This window comes from Variovorax raffinosi (genome assembly GCF_051216615.1).
GTDB lineage: Bacteria > Pseudomonadota > Gammaproteobacteria > Burkholderiales > Burkholderiaceae_C > Variovorax.
The window spans coordinates 566,196-586,902 of record NZ_JBPJZR010000003.1; the positions used below are offsets into that span (position 1 = coordinate 566,196).

The 20,707-nt window shown below is 66.5% G+C and carries 14 protein-coding genes; 4 read left to right on the forward strand and 10 right to left on the reverse strand.

Going from position 1 to position 20,707, the window contains the following annotated elements:
- Positions 1 to 9: 9 nt before the first annotated feature.
- Complete coding sequence (locus tag ACSFB7_RS13770) at positions 10 to 3,177, reverse strand: efflux RND transporter permease subunit (protein ID WP_435470913.1); 3,168 nt, start codon at positions 3,175 to 3,177, stop codon at positions 10 to 12.
- The gene (locus ACSFB7_RS13775; protein WP_435470915.1) at positions 3,174 to 4,346 is read right to left on the reverse strand and encodes an efflux RND transporter periplasmic adaptor subunit; all 1,173 of its coding nucleotides are present in this window, start codon (positions 4,344 to 4,346) and stop codon (positions 3,174 to 3,176) included. The genes ACSFB7_RS13770 and ACSFB7_RS13775 overlap by 4 nt, the downstream gene beginning before the upstream one ends.
- Before the next feature lie 155 nt (positions 4,347 to 4,501).
- Here ACSFB7_RS13775 and ACSFB7_RS13780 point away from each other — a divergent pair, with 155 nt between their 5' ends.
- Positions 4,502 to 5,170, forward strand: a complete 669-nt coding sequence (locus ACSFB7_RS13780; protein WP_435470917.1) for a response regulator — start codon at positions 4,502 to 4,504, stop codon at positions 5,168 to 5,170.
- Entirely contained in the window at positions 5,167 to 6,564 is a 1,398-nt protein-coding gene (locus ACSFB7_RS13785; RefSeq protein ID WP_435470919.1) for a sensor histidine kinase, read from the forward strand. The genes ACSFB7_RS13780 and ACSFB7_RS13785 overlap by 4 nt, the downstream gene beginning before the upstream one ends.
- On the opposite strand, the gene ACSFB7_RS13790 is transcribed toward ACSFB7_RS13785, so the two are convergent.
- The 8 genes from ACSFB7_RS13790 to urtA form a co-directional block, all read right to left on the reverse strand.
- Positions 6,561 to 8,969 carry a hypothetical protein gene (locus ACSFB7_RS13790; RefSeq protein WP_435470921.1) on the reverse strand — a complete coding sequence of 803 codons (2,409 nt, stop codon included), beginning with the start codon at positions 8,967 to 8,969 and terminating at the stop codon, positions 6,561 to 6,563. The genes ACSFB7_RS13785 and ACSFB7_RS13790 overlap by 4 nt on opposite strands.
- A 123-nt stretch (positions 8,970 to 9,092) precedes the next feature.
- On the reverse strand, positions 9,093 to 9,434 hold the full coding sequence (locus ACSFB7_RS13795) for a zinc ribbon domain-containing protein (RefSeq protein WP_435470923.1): 342 nt from the start codon (positions 9,432 to 9,434) through the stop codon (positions 9,093 to 9,095).
- A 7-nt stretch (positions 9,435 to 9,441) separates the two neighbouring features.
- Positions 9,442 to 10,674 carry a formamidase gene (fmdA, locus tag ACSFB7_RS13800; protein ID WP_394480141.1) on the reverse strand — a complete coding sequence of 411 codons (1,233 nt, stop codon included), beginning with the start codon at positions 10,672 to 10,674 and terminating at the stop codon, positions 9,442 to 9,444.
- Positions 10,675 to 10,726: 52 nt separating this feature from the next.
- The gene (urtE, locus tag ACSFB7_RS13805) at positions 10,727 to 11,416 is read right to left on the reverse strand and encodes an urea ABC transporter ATP-binding subunit UrtE (RefSeq protein ID WP_435471049.1); all 690 of its coding nucleotides are present in this window, start codon (positions 11,414 to 11,416) and stop codon (positions 10,727 to 10,729) included.
- A 394-nt stretch (positions 11,417 to 11,810) separates the two neighbouring features.
- Positions 11,811 to 12,554, reverse strand: coding sequence for an urea ABC transporter ATP-binding protein UrtD (gene urtD, locus ACSFB7_RS13810; RefSeq protein WP_435470925.1), 744 nt, complete (start codon positions 12,552 to 12,554; stop codon positions 11,811 to 11,813).
- A gap of 15 nt (positions 12,555 to 12,569) precedes the next feature.
- The gene (gene urtC, locus ACSFB7_RS13815; protein ID WP_435470927.1) at positions 12,570 to 13,772 is read right to left on the reverse strand and encodes an urea ABC transporter permease subunit UrtC; all 1,203 of its coding nucleotides are present in this window, start codon (positions 13,770 to 13,772) and stop codon (positions 12,570 to 12,572) included.
- A gap of 32 nt (positions 13,773 to 13,804) precedes the next feature.
- Positions 13,805 to 14,719, reverse strand: coding sequence for an urea ABC transporter permease subunit UrtB (urtB, locus tag ACSFB7_RS13820; RefSeq protein WP_435470929.1), 915 nt, complete (start codon positions 14,717 to 14,719; stop codon positions 13,805 to 13,807).
- A 162-nt stretch (positions 14,720 to 14,881) separates the two neighbouring features.
- On the reverse strand, positions 14,882 to 16,147 hold the full coding sequence (gene urtA, locus ACSFB7_RS13825) for an urea ABC transporter substrate-binding protein (protein ID WP_435470931.1): 1,266 nt from the start codon (positions 16,145 to 16,147) through the stop codon (positions 14,882 to 14,884).
- A gap of 226 nt (positions 16,148 to 16,373) precedes the next feature.
- Here urtA and ACSFB7_RS13830 point away from each other — a divergent pair, with 226 nt between their 5' ends.
- Together ACSFB7_RS13830 and ACSFB7_RS13835 are read left to right on the forward strand one after the other, a co-directional pair.
- Positions 16,374 to 19,814 carry a hybrid sensor histidine kinase/response regulator gene (locus ACSFB7_RS13830; RefSeq protein ID WP_435470933.1) on the forward strand — a complete coding sequence of 1,147 codons (3,441 nt, stop codon included), beginning with the start codon at positions 16,374 to 16,376 and terminating at the stop codon, positions 19,812 to 19,814.
- Positions 19,786 to 20,700: a response regulator gene (locus tag ACSFB7_RS13835; protein ID WP_435470935.1), complete on the forward strand. Its 915-nt coding sequence runs from the start codon at positions 19,786 to 19,788 to the stop codon at positions 20,698 to 20,700. The genes ACSFB7_RS13830 and ACSFB7_RS13835 overlap by 29 nt, the downstream gene beginning before the upstream one ends.
- Positions 20,701 to 20,707: the final 7 nt, after the last annotated feature.

Here is a 20,707-nt window from a genome sequence, read left to right on the forward strand (position 1 = left end):
GCCATCGCATCAATGACCGGCCACGGGTTCTGGCGAAGGACCGGTCGACGCGTTCTTCTTTTCAGCCGCGTCCTCTTCCGCTTCGTCGTAGAAATTGCCGAACATGCCGATGGCCAGCGGCAGCACCAGCAGCGTGAACAGCGTGCCGCTGACGATGCCGCCGACGATCACGCAGGCAAAGGGCCGCTGCGTCTCGCTGCCGATGCCGTGCGACAGGGCAGCCGGCAGCAGGCCCAGCCCCGCCATCAACGCGGTCATGAGAATCGGGCGCAGCCGCACGGCCGCGCCTTCGACGATGGCGCGCGCCACGGCCGAGCCTTCGCGCACGCGCTGCGTCACCTCCTCGACCAGGATCACGCCGTTCTGCACCGAGATGCCCGCCACCGCGATGAAGCCCACCGCAGCCGACACCGACAGGTGCAGGTCGGCCAGCCCCAGCGCGGCCAGCCCACCCACCAGCGTGAACGGAATCATCCCCAGCACCAGCCCCGCGAGCCGCACCGAGCGGAAGGCCCAGAACAGCAGCGAGAAGATCAGCAGCGCGGTCAGCGGCACGATCACCATCAGCCGCTTGGCCGCGCGCTGCGAATTCTCGAACTGGCCGCCCCAGGTGAGTTCGTAGCCCGGCGGCAGCTTGACCTGCTCGGCCACCACGCGCTGCGCCTCTTCGACAAAGCTGCCCTGGTCGCGGCCCAGCAGGTTGACCTTGACGATCACCATGCGCGAGCCCGACTCGCGGAAGATGCGCGACGCGCCCTCCCGCACCTCGATGGACGCCACGTCGCCCAGCGCGATCGTGCCCGGCCCGTTGCCGCTCTGCGTGCCCGGCACCGCCAGTTGCAGGCCGGCAATGGCATCGACGCTGTTGCGATGCTTCTCGCCCACGCGCACTACCACGTCGAAGCGCTTGTCGGCATCGAAGAAGCCGGTCACCGAGGTGCCCGACATGGCTTCGTTCACCAGCGTGTTGACGTCGTTGATTGCCAGGCCGTAGCGCGCCAGCCGCGCCCGGTCGGGCGTGATGACGACTTCGGTCTGCCCGCCGATGCGTGTCGCATCGACGTCGCTCGCGCCCCGGATGCCCTTGATGACCGAGGCCACCTCCGCGCCCTTGTCGTCGAGGATGTCGAGGTTGTTGCCGATGATCTTGGCGACGATCTCGCCGCGAAAGCCCGACAGCGCCTCTTCCACGTTGTCCTGGATCACCTGCGAGAAGTTGGCGCTGATGCCCGGGATCGATTCCAGCTTGCCCGACATGTCGGCCACCAGCGCTTCCTTCGAGGTAAAGCGCCACTGGCCGCGCGGCTTCAGGTCGACCAGTATCTCCAGGTTGTTCGGCCCCTTCGGATCGGAGCCGTCATCGGGCCGGCCGACCTGCGCGATCACGCGCGCCACTTCGGGGTAGCCCAGCAGCTTGGCGCGCACCACATGCTCGACCTCTTTCGTGGTCTCCAGCGAGGCCGAGGTGGGCAGCGTGATGGTCAGCCAGATGTTGCCTTCGTCCAGCTTGGGCAGAAACTCGCTGCCCAGTCGCGGCGCCAGCAGCAATGCCAGCACCACCGGCACCGCCGACAGCAGCAGCGTGATGCGGCCGCGCCGCATGGTGAACATCACCAGGCGGCGATAGCGCATCTGCAGCCAGTCGAGCCAGGGCTTGTGCTTCTCGGCCAGCGTGCGGCGCTGCAGGGCATAAGACAGCAGCGTCGGCAGCAGCGTGAAGGTCAGCAGCACCGCACCCAGCAGCGCAAAGCTCAGCGTGAGTGCCACCGGCGTGAAGATCTTTCCCTCGACCCGCTGGAAGGTGAAGATCGGCACGAAGGCCAGGATGATGATGGCCTTGGAAAACAGCACCGGATGCGCCAGGTCCGACAGCGTGCGATGCAGCACGCCCATGCGCTGGTGCCGGGCCTCGGGCGAAGCGATGTCGGTTGCGGCCTTGGCCGCCAGCCGCACCATCAGCGCCTCGACGATCACCACCGCGCTGTCGATGATGATGCCGAAGTCCACCGCGCCCAGCGAGATCAGGTTGGCCGACACGCCGCGCGCATTCATGAGGATGAACGCGAACAGCAGCGCCAGCGGGATCACGGTGGCCACGATCAGCGCCGCGCGCCAGCTCGACAGGAAGACGATCAGCACCGCCATCACCAGCAGCGCACCGACCACCAGGTTTTCCGCCACGGTCGATACGGTGTGCCTTACCAGCTCGGTGCGGTCGTACACCGGCACGATCCGCACGCCCGTCGGCAGCCTGGCCCGCAGTTGCTCCACCCGCTCCTTGAGTTCGGCATTGATCTTGGCGGGGTTGCCACCCTTGGTCATCGAGACGATGCCCTCGACCACGCTGTCGCGCGCATCGACCGCCACGATGCCGAAGCGCGGGCGCTCGCCCGCGCGCACCTCGGCCACGTCGGCCACGGTGATGGCCCGGCCCTGCCGCGAGGCAATCACCACATTGCGGATGTCGGCCAGGCTTGCGAACAGGCCGGCCGAGCGCACCACCAGCGACGCATCGCCCTGCCGCATCAAGCCACCGCCCGCGCTGCCGTTGCCATTGCCGATGGCCTGGTTGAGCTGGTCCAGCGTGACCTGGTACTTGCGCAGCGCGAGCGGATCGACCTCGACCTGGTACTCGCGGATGGCGCCGCCGAAGCTCACCACGTCGGCCACGCCCGGCGTCATGCGCAGGAAGGGGCGCACCGTCCAGTCTTGCAGGGTGCGTATCTGCGCATCCGACAGGCCGCCGCCTTCGATGGTGTAGCGGTAGATCTCGCCCACCGCCGTGGACAGCGGCGCCAGTTGGGGCTGCACGCCGGTCGGCAGCGTCACGGTCGAGAGCTTCTCGGTGACCTGCTGGCGTGCGAAGTAGTCGTCGGTGCCGTCAGCAAAAGTGAGCGTGACGATCGACAGGCCCGTCATGGTGACGGAGCGCACGTTCGACAGCTTGGGAATGCCCGACACCTCGCGCTCGATCGGCAACGTGACGGTGCGCTCCATGTCCTCGGGCGCCTGTCCGGGCAGTTGCGAGATCACGCGCACCTGCACGTCCTGCACGTCCGGAAAGGCCTCGATGGGCAGGTTCGACAAGGCATAGGCGCCGAAGCCCACCAGGGCCGCGACGAGCACCAGCACAAACACCCGCTGCGTGAGCGAGAACGCAATGAGCCGGTCGATCACGACTTGTCACCCGTGCGTGCGGTGAGTTCGGCGTCCAGCAGCAGCGCGCCCTTCACGACCACCTGCTCGCTGCCTTGCAGCCCTTCGCCCACATAGCTCACGTCGCCGCCCTGGGTCAGCAGCGCGACCTTGCGGCGCTGGAATTCGCCAGGCGATGCCTGCACGAAGAGATAGGCATACACGCCATGGTTGACGATGGCGCTGTTGGGCACGCGCACGCCCACGCCGCCGGCCTGCAGCACGCGGGCGCGCACGAACATCTCGGGCAGCAGCTCCTGCTGCGGGTTGGCCAGCACCGCGCGCACGGTGGCGCGGCGGGTGTTGATGTCGACCACCTGGCCGAGCTGCACGATCTTCGCCTTGAACTGCTGGCCGGGATAGGCGTCGCTCTCCACGCTCACGTCGCTCTTGAGCTTGACCTGGCCCAGCAGCTTTTCAGGCAGGTCGATCATCAGCCACAGGCGCTTCGGATCGGTCACCACGAAGAGCGGCGCGGCCAGGCCGGGGCTGACTTCCAGCGCGGGCGTGGCCGTGCGGTCGGTCACCACGCCGTCGATGGGGCTGGTCAGCTTCACGCGCTGGCCGTTGATCGGCAGGCCACGCGGGTTGAGGTTCTTCAGCCGCCGCCCGGCGCGCTGCGTTTCGGCATGCGCCTGTGCCAGGTCGGACTGCAGCGACTCCCATTCCTTGACCGGAATCGCATCGCCCGAGACCAGGTCCCGCGCGCGCTCGACGGCCAAGCGCTTGCGCTCTTCGTCGGCCTTCGCCTTGTTCAGGTCGGCGGCGGCGGTGCCGAAGTCGGGCGAGTCGATCTCGGCGAGCACCTGGCCCGCCTTGACGGCATCGCCGGGCGACACCTTGATCTCGACGATGCGCCCCGAGACGCCGACGCCGATGCGCGCGGTCACGTCCTCGTCATAGGTCACGCGCGCGCTCAGCACGTCGCCCAGCGGCACGCGCGAAGGTGGAATTTCCTGCGCGCGGATCATCGCGAGCTGCGGCGCGCCCTCGGCATAACGCAGCGTCTCGGCCCCCAACTGGGTGGCGGGCTGCGCCGGCCGTTCAGTGCCGGCACGCGACTCCGCCGGACTGCGGGCCCAGAGAAACCATGCGGTGCAGGAGACGACGAAAAGCCCCGACAAGGCCGGCACGGTCCATTTTTTTGTCATGCGATTTCCAGGCACCGCAACCCCACGGCACCGTTAAACTGAAAGTAAACGCGAGCCTAGGTTTGCAAGCTTGCAAGAACCTATCAATGCCGACGGTGCCGTGCCCGAAGGCCCGCCCCCTCTCTCTTCTTCTTTCTTCCTGAACTGCCGAAGCGATGCGCCTGCTACTGGTCGAAGACGATGCCGTGATTGCGCACGAACTGGTTCTTCGCTGGGAGCGCAACGCATGGGCCGTCGATGTGGCGGGCACGCTGCAGGCGGCCGATGCTGTGCTCGTGCTGCGGCCGGTCGACCTCGTGGTGCTCGACCTCGGCCTGCCCGATGGCGACGGCCTGCACTGGCTGGCCCGGCTGCGGCGCACCAACCGCTCGACCCCGGTGCTGGTGCTGACCGCGCGCGACCGCGTGGTCGACCGCGTCGAGGGCCTGCGCACCGGCGCCGACGACTACCTGGTCAAGCCCTTCGCCGTCGAGGAGCTGGATGCGCGCGTCGAAGTGCTCACGCGGCGCGCCCAGCGCTCGCGCGAAGACTTCGTGCAGTACGGCCCGCTCACCTGGTTCGGCAACGAAGGCCGCGTCGACATCGCCGGCCAATCGCTCGCGCTCTTTCCCCGCGAGTTCGAGGTGCTCGGCCTGCTGGTGCGCCGCGCGCCGCGGCTGGTGCCCAAGCGCGCGTTGATCGATGCGCTGGCCGAGCGCAACCTCGAAGTCAGCGACAGCGCGGCCGAGGTGTATGTGTCGCGGCTGCGGCGCAAGCTGGTGGGCTCGGGCCTGGTCATTCGCACGCTGCGCGGCTTCGGCTATGTACTGGAGGCCGAGTCGTGAGCAGCACCCGCCGCGCCTGGTGGCTGCGCCGCGACCTGCTGATCTGGCTGATGCTGCCGCTGCTCGCGGTGGTGGCCGCCACCGGCGCGGTCGGCACCTTCACTGCGCAGCGCCTGACCGACAAGGCCTTCGACCGCTGGCTGCTGGACACCGCCCGCTCAGTGGCCGCGCAGGTGCGCATTGCCGATGGCAAGGCGCGCCTGGACCTGCCGGCCGCAACCGAGGCCGTGCTGGGCTACGACGAGATCGACCAGGTCTATTTCAGCGTGAGCGAGGCCGGCCACATCCTGGCCGGCCAGCATGGCATTCCGCAATCGGGCACTCGGCAGGCCAGCTACCGCGCCGGCCAGGCTTATGACGCCTTCTATGCGGGTCACCCCGTGCGCGTGGCGGCGGCACGCATCCCCGGCGCGAGCGAAGACAGCAATGTGCTGGTGCTGGTGGCGGAAACCACGCGCAAGCGCCAGCGTGCGCAAAGCGAAGTGCTGATGATGCTGGTGCCCGTGGGTGCCCTGCTGCTGGCCGCCGCCGCCGCCATAGGCTTCGCGGTGCGCCGCACGCTCAATCCGCTGGAGGCCATCGCCGCGCGCTGGAACGAACGCTCGCATGCCTCGCTGCAGCCCATTGACGCGGACGACATGCCGCGCGAGCTGATGCCCTTCGCGACCGCGCTGAACGACCTGCTGGCGCGCATCCGGGCCATGCTCGCGCGCGAGCAGCAGTTCGCGGCCACCGTGGCGCACCAGTTGCGCACGCCGCTCGCCGGCCTGCAGCTTGGCGTGACGCGCGCGGCCGAGGCGGGCGACCTCGCGGGCAGCCGGCAGGTGCTGGGCGAGCTGGGCCACACGGTGCAGCGCACGGCGCGCCTTGTTCAACAGTTGCTGGCGCTGGGCCGGCTCGATCCCGAAGTGCGGGGCGACCTGAGCTTCGTGCCCACGGACATCGTTGCGCTGGCGCATGACGTGGGCAGCACCTTTCTCGAATTCGCGGCCGCGCGGTCGGTCACGCTGGAACTCGATGCGCCTGCGCACCCGGTCGTGGTGCAACTGCAGCCGGAGCTGTTCAGCGAGGCGCTCGGCAACCTGCTGGACAACGCCTTGCGCTACACGCCGGCGGGCGGACAGGTGCTGATCGAATTCGATGCGGCGCAACCGTCGCTGAGCGTGTCCGACAACGGGCCGGGCGTGCCTGAAGACCGGCGCGAAGCCGTGTTCGAGCGCTTCGTGCGCGGCCAGCATGTGGAGGGCGAAGGCAGCGGTCTGGGCCTGGCGATCGTGCGCGATATCGCGACGCTGCACGATGCGACTGTCATGCTGTCGCGCAGCGCTTCGGGTGGCGCTTGCGTGACGATCCGCTTCAAGCCCGAAGCCAGCGAAGAGCCGATACCGGCCTAGCGGTTGACGCCCCAGGTCTCGCCGCAGTTCAGGCCCTGTGCGCGGTCGAAGTCGCAGGCAAGTGGCCTGAGCCCTTTCTCCGACGCGTTCTGCTTGAGGTAGTCGATGCCGTAGTAGGTGTTCGGGTTGCTCGCCACGACGCCAACAACCGGCCCCCAGTCTTCGCGCGGCAGCCAGCCCAGCAGGCTCTGCAGCACATCGCTGCCGAGCGTGCGCGCCAGTTGGGCATGGTCGGCGAACAGCCACGCAATGCGGCGGCGCTTCTCGGCCAGCGGCAGGCTTGCGGCGCCCAGCGACTTGATGGCTTGCGCGGTCCATGCGCCGGGAACGCCTTCCGCCTTGAACTCGGCCAGCCGTGGCTTGTCCAGCGCCAGCACCGCCGCCTGGTACGCGTCGAACTGCGGCTTGCGAAACACCCGGAGGAACGGCTGGATGTCCAGGCCGTCGAAAGCGTCCTTGCGCGTGGGATCGGCCACGGTGGTGGCAAAGCCCGGCGTGGTGATGCCCTTGCAGCGGACGCCCTCCTTCTCGATGCCGCACTGCGCATACAGCGCATCGTCCAGTTCCGAAAACGGGGCGCTCTTCATCAGCGCCGGCCCTTGCGGCGACTGTTTCCACTCCAGGGTGAACGGGAGCCGGGGGTTGCCGCCGTGGCACTTGCCGTACTGCTCGCCGTCATGCAGGTAGTACCTGCGGCCGGTCACCGTGTCCTGCACGAGCGTCAGGCGGGGAACGCCGTCGTCGCCGCCCATGTCGGTGTTCAGGCGCTCGACCTTGCCATCGCGCTCGCGCCACACCTCGTAGGCATCGGTCGGATCGGGGCATGAAGGCCGGGGGTTGGTCTCGGGGCCGGTGAAGCTGTCGACATCGCCGCTCACGTAGCCGTCGACCTGGCTTGTGCCGCCGACCAGCAGCGCGCACTGCGCATCACCGGGAATCTCGATCAGTTGCACCGACTCGACGTACACGGCCAGCGCGTACGGGCCGCCGATCACCACCGGCTTGCGCAGCAGTTCGCGGTACAGGGGGCCGGTCAGCTCGAAGCGGCAGTTCGGCTGCGCATCCACGAGCCGTGGCTTGGCCGATGCGTTGGCGTTGCTGTCGTCGATGAAGGGCTCCATCGCGGGAAGCAAGGCCTTGGCGGTTTCCGCGACGCGCTTTCTGTCGATCCCGCGCACGGGATGCGCGATGCCCAGCGACGCCATGAACAGCAGCTTGTCGCGCGTCTGCTCGTTCGCCGGTGCGTAACAGACAGAAGCGTCGAAGGTCCGGAACGGGCTCAGCACGATGCGCGGCACGGCCTGGCGGGCATTGCCGAAGTGGGCGTCCATCTTCGGCCATGCGGCCTTGAAGGCATCGGCCCCCATGCTCGAAGGAATGCACTCCAGGGCCGTGTCCGCATTGCGATTGGCATAGCCGCTGGCGAACAGTTCGTCCCACAGCTCGGGCTGGATCCTTCCAGCCAGCGGAGGCCAGTCCTGATAGTCCACGGGTTTCGGCAGGTGCCGCCAGAGTGCGCGCCACACATCGGGGGCAACCGCGTAGCTGGCGGCTCCGCTGCCTGGATCGAAATGCGCAAATGCCCGCTGCGCCAACCCGATCAGCGCGGCCCTCGCGCGGCGCTGCAGCACGGCCTTGGGCACACCGGCCAGGGCGGCGTCCAGTGCGGTTGCGGAGCGGCTGTGCATCAGCACCAGGTCGCCCAGGGCCTGGTCGTCATCGATGACACGGGCGTAGACCTCGGGCTTCATCCGCGCGGCCAGCGCCGTCCACTCGGCGACTGCGGCCTCGCTCGCGGCCACGTCCTTCGGCTTGCGGTCGGCGAAGACCATCGGCGCGGCCACCTTGCGCATGAAGGCGCGCGCCACCTTGTCGTCTGCGGGCGAAACGAAAGTCAATGACGCGACCCGCGCGGCATCGACCGGCTTGTCTGGCGGCGCAACAGTTGCAGCTACCGGTGGCTCCAGCCCATAGTTCGCCTTCAGCACGGCCAGCACCTTCTGGCGCTTGTAGCTCGCGCTCAGGGCGGCGGCGTTGTCGGTGCCATCCTTCAGCGTCTTGCGCGGGTCCGCGCCGTTCGCCAGCAGCCAGATGGCGGTGCGCTCCTGCCCGGCCCGGATGGCGTGCTGCAGCAAGGTGCCGAAGTGGCGGTAGGCGTTGAAGTCCGCGCCCGCCTTCTTCTGCTTCGCCAGGTAGGCGATGAGCGCGGCCTCGTTGGCGGCGGGAAGATCGTCCGGCTTCGGAAAGTCCCAGAAGCCATCCGCCGGCCCGGCACCGGGCATGGACAGCAAGGCGGCGAATGCGTTGTCCGTCGCATCGCCAGAGAAGGCGAATGCCGTGCTCGACAGCAGCGCGAACGACAAGGCAGCGAGCGTGCCCAGCGCAATTTTCAGGACTCTTTTCATGGCGACCCGGTTCTCAAGTGGGGTCGCCATGGTGGCAGCGTCGGCGCGGGGTTGGATGAAGGCTGTGCGAAATCCCCGTGAAGCGGCAACGCGCCGCAAGAGCGCGTTGTTTGCTTCTTCAGTTCAGTGGCTGATCATCCAGGGCCGTCGCGAAGGCGCGGACTTGGCGCCGTTGGGCGCCGTCACCGTCGCACCGCGCTTGCCCGAGCTGCAGCAGCCGCACCCCGCTGGATGCTTGAAGCGCGCGTAGTCCCGCGAGCTGCCCGGCTCGTGCCGCGCGCGCTCGTTGGTTTCCATCGCACGGCGCGTGCCCGAGGCCATCAAGGCCAGGCGCGGCGCGGCGGACAGCACGCGCGGCGAGGCGGCCGCGCAATCGGGGCACGTGGCCGGCTCGTCGCGCAGGCCCGAAGGCCGCAGCATCTCGAAGCCACCGCATTGCCCGCAGGCGTAGTCGTAGGTCGGCATGGTCAGTTCAGCGCAGGTCGTGCGACAGCGGCATGTCGACGCTGCCATCGAGCATCTTCATCGGGCCCAGCGCATTCGGGTTGATGTCGAAGTCGAAGATGCCGGTCGGCAGCCACAGCGTGGCGCAGGAGTTCGGCACGTCGACCACGCCGCTGATGTGGCCCTGCACCGGCGCCGTGCCCAGGATCGAATAGGCCTGCGCGCCCGAGTAGCCGAACTTCTTCAGGTACTCGATGGCGTTCAGGCAGGCCTGCCGGTAGGCCACGTTCACATCCAGGTAGTGCTGCTTGCCCGACTCGTCGACCGAGATGCCTTCGAAGATCAGGTAGTCGTTGTACTGCGGCGTGATCGGGCTGGGCTTGAAGATCGGGTTCTTGATGCCGTACTTGGCCATGCCGCCCTTGATGAGCGTGACCTTCATGTGCACCCAGCCGGCCATCTCGATGGCGCCGCAGAAAGTGATTTCGCCGTCGCCCTGGCTGAAGTGCAGGTCGCCCACGCTCAGGCCCGCGCCATCGACGTACACGGGGAAAAACACCTTCGAGCCGCGCGACAGGTCCTTGATGTCGCAGTTGCCACCGTGTTCGCGCGGCGGCACGGTGCGTGCGCCTTCCGCTGCGGCCTTGGCGCGGGCTTCACCGGTCATCTTGCCCATGTGTGCGGTGCCGGCGAACGGTGGGTTGGCCAGGCCGGGCACGCGGTCGGGGTCGGTGGCAATGAGCGCCTTCTCGCGCTCGTTCCACATGTCGAGCATCGGCTTGTCGGGCAGGCAGCCGATCAGGCCGGGGTGGATCAGCCCCGCGAAGTTCACGCGCGGAATGTGGCGCGAGCTGGTGAACATGCCCTTGAAGTCCCAGATCGATTTCTGCGCTTCGGGAAAGTGGTCGGTGAGAAAGCCGCCGCCGTTCTGCTTCGAGAAGAAGCCGTTGAAGCCCCACAGGCTGTCCTGCTTGGCGCCGATGTCGAGCAGGTCGACCACCAGCAGATCGCCGGGCTCCGCGCCCTTCACGCCCACCGGGCCCGAGAGGTAGTGCACCGTGCTCAGGTCGATGTCGCGCACGTCGTCGGCGCTGTCGTTGTTCTTGATGAAGCCGCCGGTCCAGTCGAAGGTTTCGAGGATGAAGTCGTCGCCGGGGTTGACCCAGCAAGCCATCGGAATGTCCGGGTGCCAGCGGTTGTGGATGTTCTCGTTCTCGGTCGGCGACTTAGAGAGGTCAACCTTGATCAGCGTGTCCGTCATGTGCAGTGGCTCCTTGGGTTGTGGTGAAACGAAACGGAAAGAAAAGGAAAAATCAAACGGAGAGATAGGCCTTGATGTGTTCCACATCGGTCTTGTCGCGCGCGGTCTCGTGCACGAGGCGCCCGCCTTCGATGACGAAGAGCCGGTCGGCCACGTCCATCGCGAAACTGAGCACCTGCTCGGACACGACGATGGTGATGCCGTGCAGCTTGCGGATTTCGTTGAGCGCTTTCGCGATGTCCTTGATGATCGAAGGCTGGATACCCTCGGTGGGCTCGTCGAGCAGCAGCACCTTGGGGTCGGTGACGAGGGCGCGTGCAATGGCGAGTTGCTGTTGTTGGCCGCCGGAGAGGTTGCCGCCTTTGCGGCTCTTCATGTCCCACAGCACGGGGAACAGCGCGTAGATTTCTTCGGGGATGCGGCGTGTCCTGGAGTTCTCCAGGCCGGTCTGGATGTTCTCTTCCACCGTGAGCGTGGGAAAGATCATGCGGCCCTGCGGCACGTAGGCGATGCCCTTGGCCACGCGCTTGAAGCTCTCGTCGCGCGAGACGTCGTTGCCCGCCACTTCAATGCGCCCGCTCTTCAGGGGCAGCACGCCCATGAGGCTCTTGAACAGCGTGGTCTTGCCCATGCCGTTGCGGCCCATGATGGCGATGGTTTCGTTGGCATGGCCTTCGAACGAGAGGCCGTGCAGTGCCTCGCTCTGGCCGTAGGCTACGTGCAGGTCTTCTACCTTCAGCATGACGGTGCTCATCTTCTTTGCTCCGACGTTTGTTGGTTTTGTTCTTGGCTTTGCTGTTTGGAGCGGGTGCGGGTGCATTCAGGGCGAGTGCGAATGACACCAGGTGCTCCCCTCCGCGAATGTCCCCCGCTTCGCTCCTCCTTTATTTCGCTGCGGGGAGCACCTGGTGCCATTCGCACAGGACGCGCTGCTGGTGTACCGCTGATCAACAACCACTCTGTCCAGCGCTCGCGCCGATACGGGGCTCTTTTTCGCGAAATAAAGGAGGAGCGAAGCGGGGGACATTCGCGAAAAAGAGCACCGTGTCGGCGTGAGCGTCGCCCTGAACAGCAGCGCCCCAAAGAACAACTGACCCCAAACACAACGTAGCGAACAGAAGAACAAGCTGTCATTCCTAGTGCCCCAGGTAAACGTCGATGACCTTCGGGTCCGCCTGCACCTTCTCCATCGGCCCTTCGGCGAGGATCTTTCCCTGATGCATCACCGTGACCTTGTGCGCTATCTGCTTGACGAAGGCCATGTCGTGCTCGATGACGATCACCGCACGGTTCTGGCAGATGCGCTTGAGCAAGTCGGCCGTGAGTTCGCGCTCTCGCGCGCTCATGCCCGCAATGGGCTCGTCGAGCATCAGCAGTTCGGGCTCTTGCATCAGCAGCATGCCAATTTCCAACCACTGCTTCTGGCCGTGGCTCAGCAATCCTGCCTCGGTGTCGAGCTTGTTGGCAAGGCCAATGTCTTCGGCCACGGCCTGCACCTTCGCGCGGACCTCTTCGTCGCACTTGAAAGCCAGCGCGCCGAACACCGAGCGGCCCTTTGGAAATGAAACCTCGAGGTTCTGGAACACCGAAAGGTTCTCGTAGATCGAGGGCGTCTGGAACTTCCTACCTATGCCCAACCGCACGCGCTTGTGCTCGGCCATCTTCGTGAGTTCGGTGTTCTTGAACTTGATGCTGCCGGCGCTGGCGCGCGTCTTGCCGCAGATCAGGTCGAGCAGCGTGGTCTTGCCCGCGCCGTTGGGGCCGATGATCACGCGCAGCTCGTTGCGGTCGATGTACAGCGTGAGGTCGTCGATGGCCTTGAAGCCATCGAAGGACACGGTGAGGTCTTCCACGGCGAGCGCGAAGTCTGTGTTGCTCATGAGGGGGCTCCGGGTTCAGGCGCGCTGGCTGCCGACACCTTCGGGCAGGTGGGGTTCGGGTGATGATGGCGATGCGGGAATGGATGCAGGCGGCGTTGCGGCTTGCAGCGGCGGCTGCACCGACGCTTCGCGCAACGCCTGGCGACGGCCCTTCCACCACGGTCGGATCTTTTCTTCCCACACGCCGGCCAGCCCCATCGGGAAGGCCATCGTCACGCCGATGAACAGCCCCGCCATCAGGAACAGCCACAGGTCCGGAAAGCTCTCCGAGAACAGCGTCTTTCCCGCATTCACCAGCAGCGCGCCGTACACCGCGCCCACCAGGCTCATGCGCCCGCCGACCGCGCAGAAGATCACCATCTCGATGGAAGGAACGATGCCCACGAAGCTCGGCGACATGAAGCCCACCTGCAGCGCAAACATGGCGCCGCCGATGCCCGAGAGTCCGGCCGCCAGGCAGAAGGTGAAGACCTTGAAGTTCGCCACGTCGTAGCCCGAGAAGCGCACGCGGTCTTCCTTGTCGCGCATGGCCAGCAGCAGCGTGCCGAGCTTGCTGGTCTGTATCCAGCGGCACAGCAGGATGCTCAAGACCAGCAGGCCGACGCAGACGTAGTACAGGATGTACTTGGCACTGTCGGTGCGCGTGTCCCAGCCCAACATGGTCTTCAGGTCGGTCATGCCGTTGACGCCTCCCGTGTAGCCCTGCTGGCCGATGATGAGCACGGTGCAGATCAGCGCCACGGCCTGCGTGATGATCGCGAAGTACACGCCGCCCACGCGGCGCTTGAACATCGCGAAGCTCACGAGCCAGGCCAGTGCCATCGGCGCCAGCACCACCAGCGCAAGGCTCAGCGGCAGGCTCTTGAACGGCAGCCACAGCGTGGGCAGCTCGGTGATCTGGTTCCAGTCCATGAAGTCCGGAATGCCGGGCGTGGACTGGATCTTGGTCGTGATGGGGTCGGAGGCTTCGAGCTTGAGGAACATCGCCATCGCATAGCCGCCGATGCCGAAGAACACGCCCTGCCCCAGGCTCAGCACGCCGCCGTAGCCCCACACCATGACGAGTCCCACGGCCACGAAAGCGTAGGTGAGGTACTTGCCCACGAGGTTGAGGCGGAAGATGTCGAGCGACAGCGGCAGCACCACCGCGAGCAGCAGCACCAGCAGCAACAGGCTGCCGAGCTGGTAGCGCTGGATCTGGGCCTTGATGAAATTCATCGGAACGTTCTCCTGCAAGGGAATCGGGTTCATCAGCGGCGCACTTTCACGGCGAACAGGCCCTGCGGTCGCATCATCAAGATCAGCACGATCAGCGAGAGCGTCAGCACCTTGGCCATCGAGCCGGTCATGAAGAACTCCGAGATCGATTGCGTCTGCGCAATGCCGAAGGCCGAGACCACCGTGCCGAACAGGCTGGCCGCGCCGCCGAAGGTGACGACCAGGAAGGCATCGACGATGTAGAGCGAGCCTGAGGTCGGCCCGGTCGAGCCGATGGTGGTGAAGGCCGCGCCCGCCACGCCCGCAATGCCGCAGCCGATGGCGAAGGTCAGGCGGTCGGTCTTCTTCGTGTCGATGCCGGTGGCATTGGCCATGACGCGGTTGGCGACGGTGGCGCGCACGCGCAGGCCCCAGCGGCTTTTGTGCAGTGCGATCAGCACGCCGCCCGTGACCAGCGCGGTGAGCACCAGCACGAAGAGGCCGTTGATCGGAATGTCCAGGCCTTCATGCGGCGTCCACGAGCCCATGAGCCATTCGGGCAACGTCGGGCTCACTTCCTTCGGGCCGATGAAGGTGCGGAAAATCTGCTGCAGGCCCAGGCTCACGCCCCAGGTGGCGAGCAGCGTGTCGAGCGGACGCTTGTAGAGGTGGCGGATCAGCACCCACTCCACGATCCAGCCGACGATGAAGGCGAACACGAAGGCCAGGCCGATAGCAATCGGGAAGTAGTACGGCATGAACGCGGGCGCCATCCGCTCCGTCACTTGCGCCGCCAGGTAGATCGAATAGGCGCCGATGGTCATGAACTCGCCGTGCGCCATGTTGATGACGCCCATCTGGCCGAAGATGATCGCGAGCCCGAGGCCCATGAGCAGCAGCACCGCGAAGAGGCTCAGCCCCGCGAAGCCCTGCATGAGGCCGATGTTCATCATGTCCGACAGAGTCATGGCGAGGGGTTCCGGTGTTTGGTATTGGATTGACTCCTTCCCCCTCTGGGGGAAGGTTGGGATGGGGGCTAGTCGGCGCTTGAAAGCGCAAGGCTTCATCAAAGGCCGCTTGCCCCCACCCCTGCCCTCCCCCAGAGGGGGAGGGAGAAAGTCATCAGGGGCTTACTGGTAGCCCTTGGGGAACGGATCGGGCTTGATGAGCTCGGCCGATTCGGCAACCACCTTGAACGTCCCATCCAGTTGCCCCTGCCCGATGCGCGCCTTGCTCCACAGATGGTGGTTCGCATCCAGCTTCACGTACCCCTCGGGCGCCGTCTTCAGCTCGATGCCCGGCGAACCGGCCACCACCTTGTCCACGTCGAAGCTGCCGGCCTTCTCCACCGCCGCCTTCCACAGCCAGGGCCCGAGGTAGCCCGCCTGCGTCACGTCGCCGATCACCGCGTCCTTGCCGTACTTGGCCTTGAAGGCGGCGACGAACTTCTTGTTGTTCTCGTTGTCCAGCGACTGGAAGTACTTCATCGACGAATAGAAGCCCGCGAAGTTCTCGCCGCCCACGCCGGTCATTTCGTCCTCGGTCACGGCCAGCGTCAGCAGGAACTGCTTGTCGCCGGTGATGCCCGCTGCCTTGAGCTGCTTGTAGAAGGCCACGTTCGAGCCGCCCACCACGGCCGCGAAGATGCAGTCGGGCTTGGCGACCTTGATCTTGTTGATCAGCGAGTTGAAGTTGGTGTGGCCCAGCGGGTAGTACTCCTCGCCCTTGACCGAACCCTTCTGGAAGTTCTCGATGTGCTTGCGCGCGATCTTCATCGAGGTGCGCGGCCAGATGTAGTCGGAACCGACCAGGAAGAAGGTCTTGGCCTTCTTCTCCTTCGCGCCCCAGTCCAGGCCCCAGATGATCTGCTGCGTGGCCTCTTGGCCGGTGTAGATCACGTTCTTGCTCTGCTCCAGGCCTTCGTAGAAGGTCGGGTAGTACAGCAAGCCGTTTTCTTTCTCGAACACCGGCAGCACGGCCTTGCGCGAGGCGCTGGTCCAGCAGCCGAACACCGCGGCGCAGTGGTCGTTGACCAGCAGCTTCTTCGACTTCTCCGCAAAGGTCGGCCAGTCGGAGGCACCGTCTTCCTTGATGACCTTGATCTTGCGGCCCAGCACACCGCCCATCGCGTTGATCTGGTCGATGGCGAGCTGCTCGGCCTGGATCGAGCCGGTCTCCGAAATCGCCATGGTGCCGGTGGACGAATGCAGTTGGCCCACCGTGACTTCGGTGTCGGTCACCGCGAGCTTGGTGGTGTTGACCTTGGCCGTGGGGAACTGCCCCTGGCCGAAGCTCAGGCCGCTCAATCCCAGCATGGGCAAGGCGGCGGCGCCCTGAAGCAGACGGCGGCGGCGAAGCGCCAAGGCATCAAGGGAAGATTCGGAATCACGCGACATCAGGAACTCCAGGCAGGTTGAAGGAAGAGTGAGCCGCGCACCATCGCAGTGCATCGGACGGTGCCCCGAGCACCATGGCTGGTACTTTAGAAATCACTTGGCCTTCGGCGAATACGTCATTCAACGTAGCGGCCACAACCCGCCCTGCCCGCAGACTCGCGAGCCAGACATCGGTGGCCCGTCCTCGGCATGAAGCACAGGGAGCGCTTCTTGCTGTACCCGTCTCATGCCACCGCCGCCGCGAGAACCCGCCATGCCACCCGCTTCCGTCTCTGTTTCCGGACAGAAGATCTTTCGCATCCGCCGCGACTACAACGCCTGGGTCGCGAACGAAACGCTGGAGGACTACGCACTGCGCTACACGCCACGCAGCTTTCGCAAGTGGTCGGAATTCCGCGTGGCCAACGCGGCCTTCGGCGCCACCTCGTTCCTGGCGCTGGAGGCCATCGGCGGCGCGATCGCGCTGAGCTACGGCTTCTCGAATGCGCTGTGGGCGATCCTGGTGGTGGGGCTCATCACTTTTCTCACGGGCCTGCCGATCTCGTACTACGCGGCCCGGCACGGCGTCGATATGGATTTGCTCACGCGCGGCGCGGGCTTCGGCTACCTCGGCTCCACGCTCACCTCGCTGATCTACGCGAGCTTCACCTTCATCTTCTTTGCGCTCGAAGCCGCCATCCTCGCGCTGGCGCTGCAGATGTACCTCGACTGGCCGCTGTGGCTGCTGTACGTGGTGTCGTCCATCGTCATCATTCCGCTGGTGGCGCGCGGCATCACGCTGATCTCTGGGCTGCAGTTGTGGACGCAGCCGATCTGGATCGTGCTGTTCATCTGCCCCTTCGCCGCCGTGCTGCTGAAAAAGCCCGAGCTGTTCGCCGACTTCACCAGCCTGCGCGGCCGGGTGTCCGACAGCAGCGGCTTCGACCCGTTGATGTTCGGCGCGGCGGCCACCGTGGCCTTCTCGCTGGTGGTGCAGATCGGCGAGCAGGTCGACTACCTGCGCTTCCTTCCCGAGAAGACCGCCGCCAATCGCCGCCGCTGGTGGACCGCGGTGCTGGTGGCCGGCCCCGGCTGGATCGTGCCGGGCATGCTCAAGATGATGGGCGGCGCCTTCCTCGCATTCCTTGCGCTGCAGCACGAGATACAGCCCGACCATGCGATCGAGCCGACGCAGATGTACCTCACGGGCTTTGCCTACGTGCTGCACGACCCGGCCTGGGTGCTCGCCATCACGGTACTGTTCGTGGTGGTCTCGCAGATGAAGATCAACCTGACCAACGCCTATGCGGGTTCGCTGGCATGGTCCAACTTCTTTGCGCGGCTCACGCACAGCCACCCGGGGCGCGTGGTGTGGCTGGTGTTCAACGTGGTCATCGCGGTGCTGCTCATGACGCTGGGCGTGTTCGGCGCGCTGGAGCGCGTGCTCGGCCTGTACAGCAACATCGCCATCGCCTGGGTCGGCGCGCTGGTGGCCGACCTGGTCATCAACAAGCCGATGGGCTGGAGCCCGAAGACCATCGAGTTCAAGCGCGCGCACCTGTACGACATCAACCCGGTCGGCCTCGTCGCGATGCTGGTGGCGGCAGGGCTCGCGATGCTGGCGTACTCGGGCGTGCTGGGGCAATGGGCCAAGGCCTTCTCGCCCTTCGTCGCGCTGGCCACGGCCATGCTGGTCTCTCCGCTGCTGGCGTGGAAGACGCGCGGGCGCTACTACCTCGCGCGCAACGACATCGACCGATGGGCGCCCGGCCAGAGCGTGAAGTGCTCGGTGTGCGACAACAGCTTCGAGTCGGAAGACATGGCCCACTGCCCCGCCTACAGCGCACCGATCTGCTCGCTGTGCTGCACGCTGGAGTCGCGCTGCCACGACCGCTGCAAGACCGACTCGCGCGCCGCCGAGCAAATGAGCGGCTGGCTGCAGGCCTTGTTGCCGCCGGCGCTGTCGGCGCAGCTGAACTTCCGCGTGGCGCACTACCTGCTGGTGGCCGCCTCGCTGATTGCGCTGCTGGCCACGGTGGTGGGCGTGGTCTATGCGCAAGAGGCCTTGCTGGGGCCGAACAACGCCGCGATGGGCACGGCCTTTTTGAAGGTGTTCGCACTGCTGTCGGTGGTGGCCGCCGTGGCCGCATGGTGGGTGGTGCTGGGCAGCGAGAGCCGGCAGATGGCGCAGGAAGAATCGAACCGGCACAACAACCTGCTCGCGCTGGAGATCGAGGCCCACCGCCGCACCGACGCCGCGCTGCAAACCGCCAAGGAAGCCGCCGAGGCCGCCAACCAGGCCAAGACACGCTACGTGGCCGGCATGACGCACGAGCTGCGCACGCCGCTCAACAGCATCCTGGGCTACTCGCAGATCCTGCTCAAGAGCGATGCGGTGACGCCGCCGCGCGAGGCGGTGCAAACCATCCACCGCAGCGGCGAGCACATGCTCGGGCTGATCGACGGCCTGCTCGACCTGGCGCGCATCGAGGCCGGCCGCCTGCAACTGGAGCCGGCACCGCTCGCCCTGCCCGCCTTTCTCGACCAGCTCGTGCACATGGTTCGCCCGCAGGCCGAGAACAAGGGCCTGGCCTTCGTCTTCACGCATGCCGGCCCGCTGCCGCCGTGGGTGCATGCCGATGCGAAATGGCTGCGGCAGATTCTCATCAACCTGCTGACGAATGCCGTGCGCTTCACCGACAGCGGCACCGTCACGCTGCATGTGGATGCGCGGCGCGAGGTGCTGCGCTTCGACGTGGTCGACACCGGCATCGGCGTGGCGCCGCAAGACCACCAGCGCATCTTTCTGCCCTTCGAGCGCGGGGCCGCGGGCCGCCGGCGCGGCGAACCGGGCACCGGACTGGGCCTGACCATCACCGGCCTGCTCACCTCGCTGATGGGCGGCGAGCTGAAGCTGGCCCAGACCTCTTCGCAGGGCAGCACCTTCAGCGTGCGCGTGTACCTGCGCGAAGTGGCCGACCCCGGCCCGCAAGCCAGGAGCGGATCGCTGGGGCAACCGGTGACCGGCTACATCGGCGCACGACGCACGTTGCTGGTGGTGGACGACCAGCCGGTGCAGCGCCAGATGCTCGCCGGCATGCTCGTGCCGCTGGGCTTCGAGGTGCGCGAGGCCGCCAGCGGGACCGAGTGCCTGGACAGCCTGCGCGAAGAGCTGCCCTCGGCCATCCTGCTCGACCTGACGATGGACGACATGGACGGCTGGCAGACCGCCACGTCGGTGCGGGCCTCGGGCTTCAGGGACATCCCGATCATCATCGTCTCGGCCAACATGTTCGAGAACCAGCCCGAGCGGCTGCGCGCGGCCGGTTGCCAAGCCTTCGTCGGCAAGCCGGTGATCGAGTCGGAGCTGATCGACACGCTGGAGCGGCACCTGGGCCTTGAATGGCTTTCGTCCAACGATGCGCTGCCTTCGCAGGCCGACGAAGAAGCAACAGCCCACCGCCCGCCGCAGCTCGCGCTGACCGAAGACGACCGCGCCGAACTCATGCGCCTCGTGCAGATGGGCCACGTGCGCGGCCTGCACACCACGCTCGACCGGCTGGCCGCCGCATCGCCTTCGGCCGCAGCCACCTGCACCTGGCTGCGCGGCATGGTCACGCGCTTTGAACTCGACAACCTCCGCAACGCACTGGCAGAAGATGCAGACACTCCACTCGCCTCGCCCTGAATCCGAACGCCCCGTGGTGCTGGTGGTGGACGATGCCCCCAGCAGCCTAGGCATGCTGTGCGACACGCTGGAGGCCAGCGGCTACACCGTGCTGGTGGCCGCCGATGGCGAAGCCGCGCTGCAGCGGCTCGAACTGGTGGTGCCCGACGCGATCCTGCTCGACGGCCTGATGCCCGGCCTTTCGGGTTTCGAGACCTGCCGGCGCATCAAGGCCAACCCGGCGCTGGCGCACATTCCGGTGTTGTTCATGACGGGTCTTTCAGAAACCGCGCACGTGGTCGAAGGCTTCGAGTGCGGCGGCGTCGACTACGTGGTGAAACCCATCCGCGCGCAGGAAGTGCTGGTGCGGCTGCACACGCATGCGCGCAACGCCCGCATCACGCGCATGGCACGCGATGCGGTCGATGTGGCGGGCATGGGCGTGGTGTTTGTCGACACGCGCGGGCGTATCGCATGGCGCTCGCCGCAGGCCGCGCTGTGGCTGCATGCGCTCGAAGACCCGGTGGCGCCGGGGCTGCTGCCGCAATCGCTCGAAGCGGCACTGGAGCCCGGCGCGGCCATCGCCGTCAACACGGCGACCGGCATGCGGCTGTCGGTGCGCAACCTCGGCGCGGCGGCCTTGGGCGAAACCATGCTGCTGTTCGCGATGCAGCGCGACGGCGCCACCGGCGCTTCTTCTTCGGCGCGGCTGGCCGAAGCCGCGCTCACGCCGCGCGAAACCGAAGTGCTTTCGTGGCTCGCCAAGGGCAAGACCAACCGCGACATCGGCGAGATCCTGGGCACCAGCCCGCGCACGGTGAACAAGCACCTGGAGCACATCTTCGAGAAGCTGGGCGTCGAGACGCGGGCCGCCGCCGCCGCACTGGCAAGCGGCCAACTGGCCTGAAGAAGGA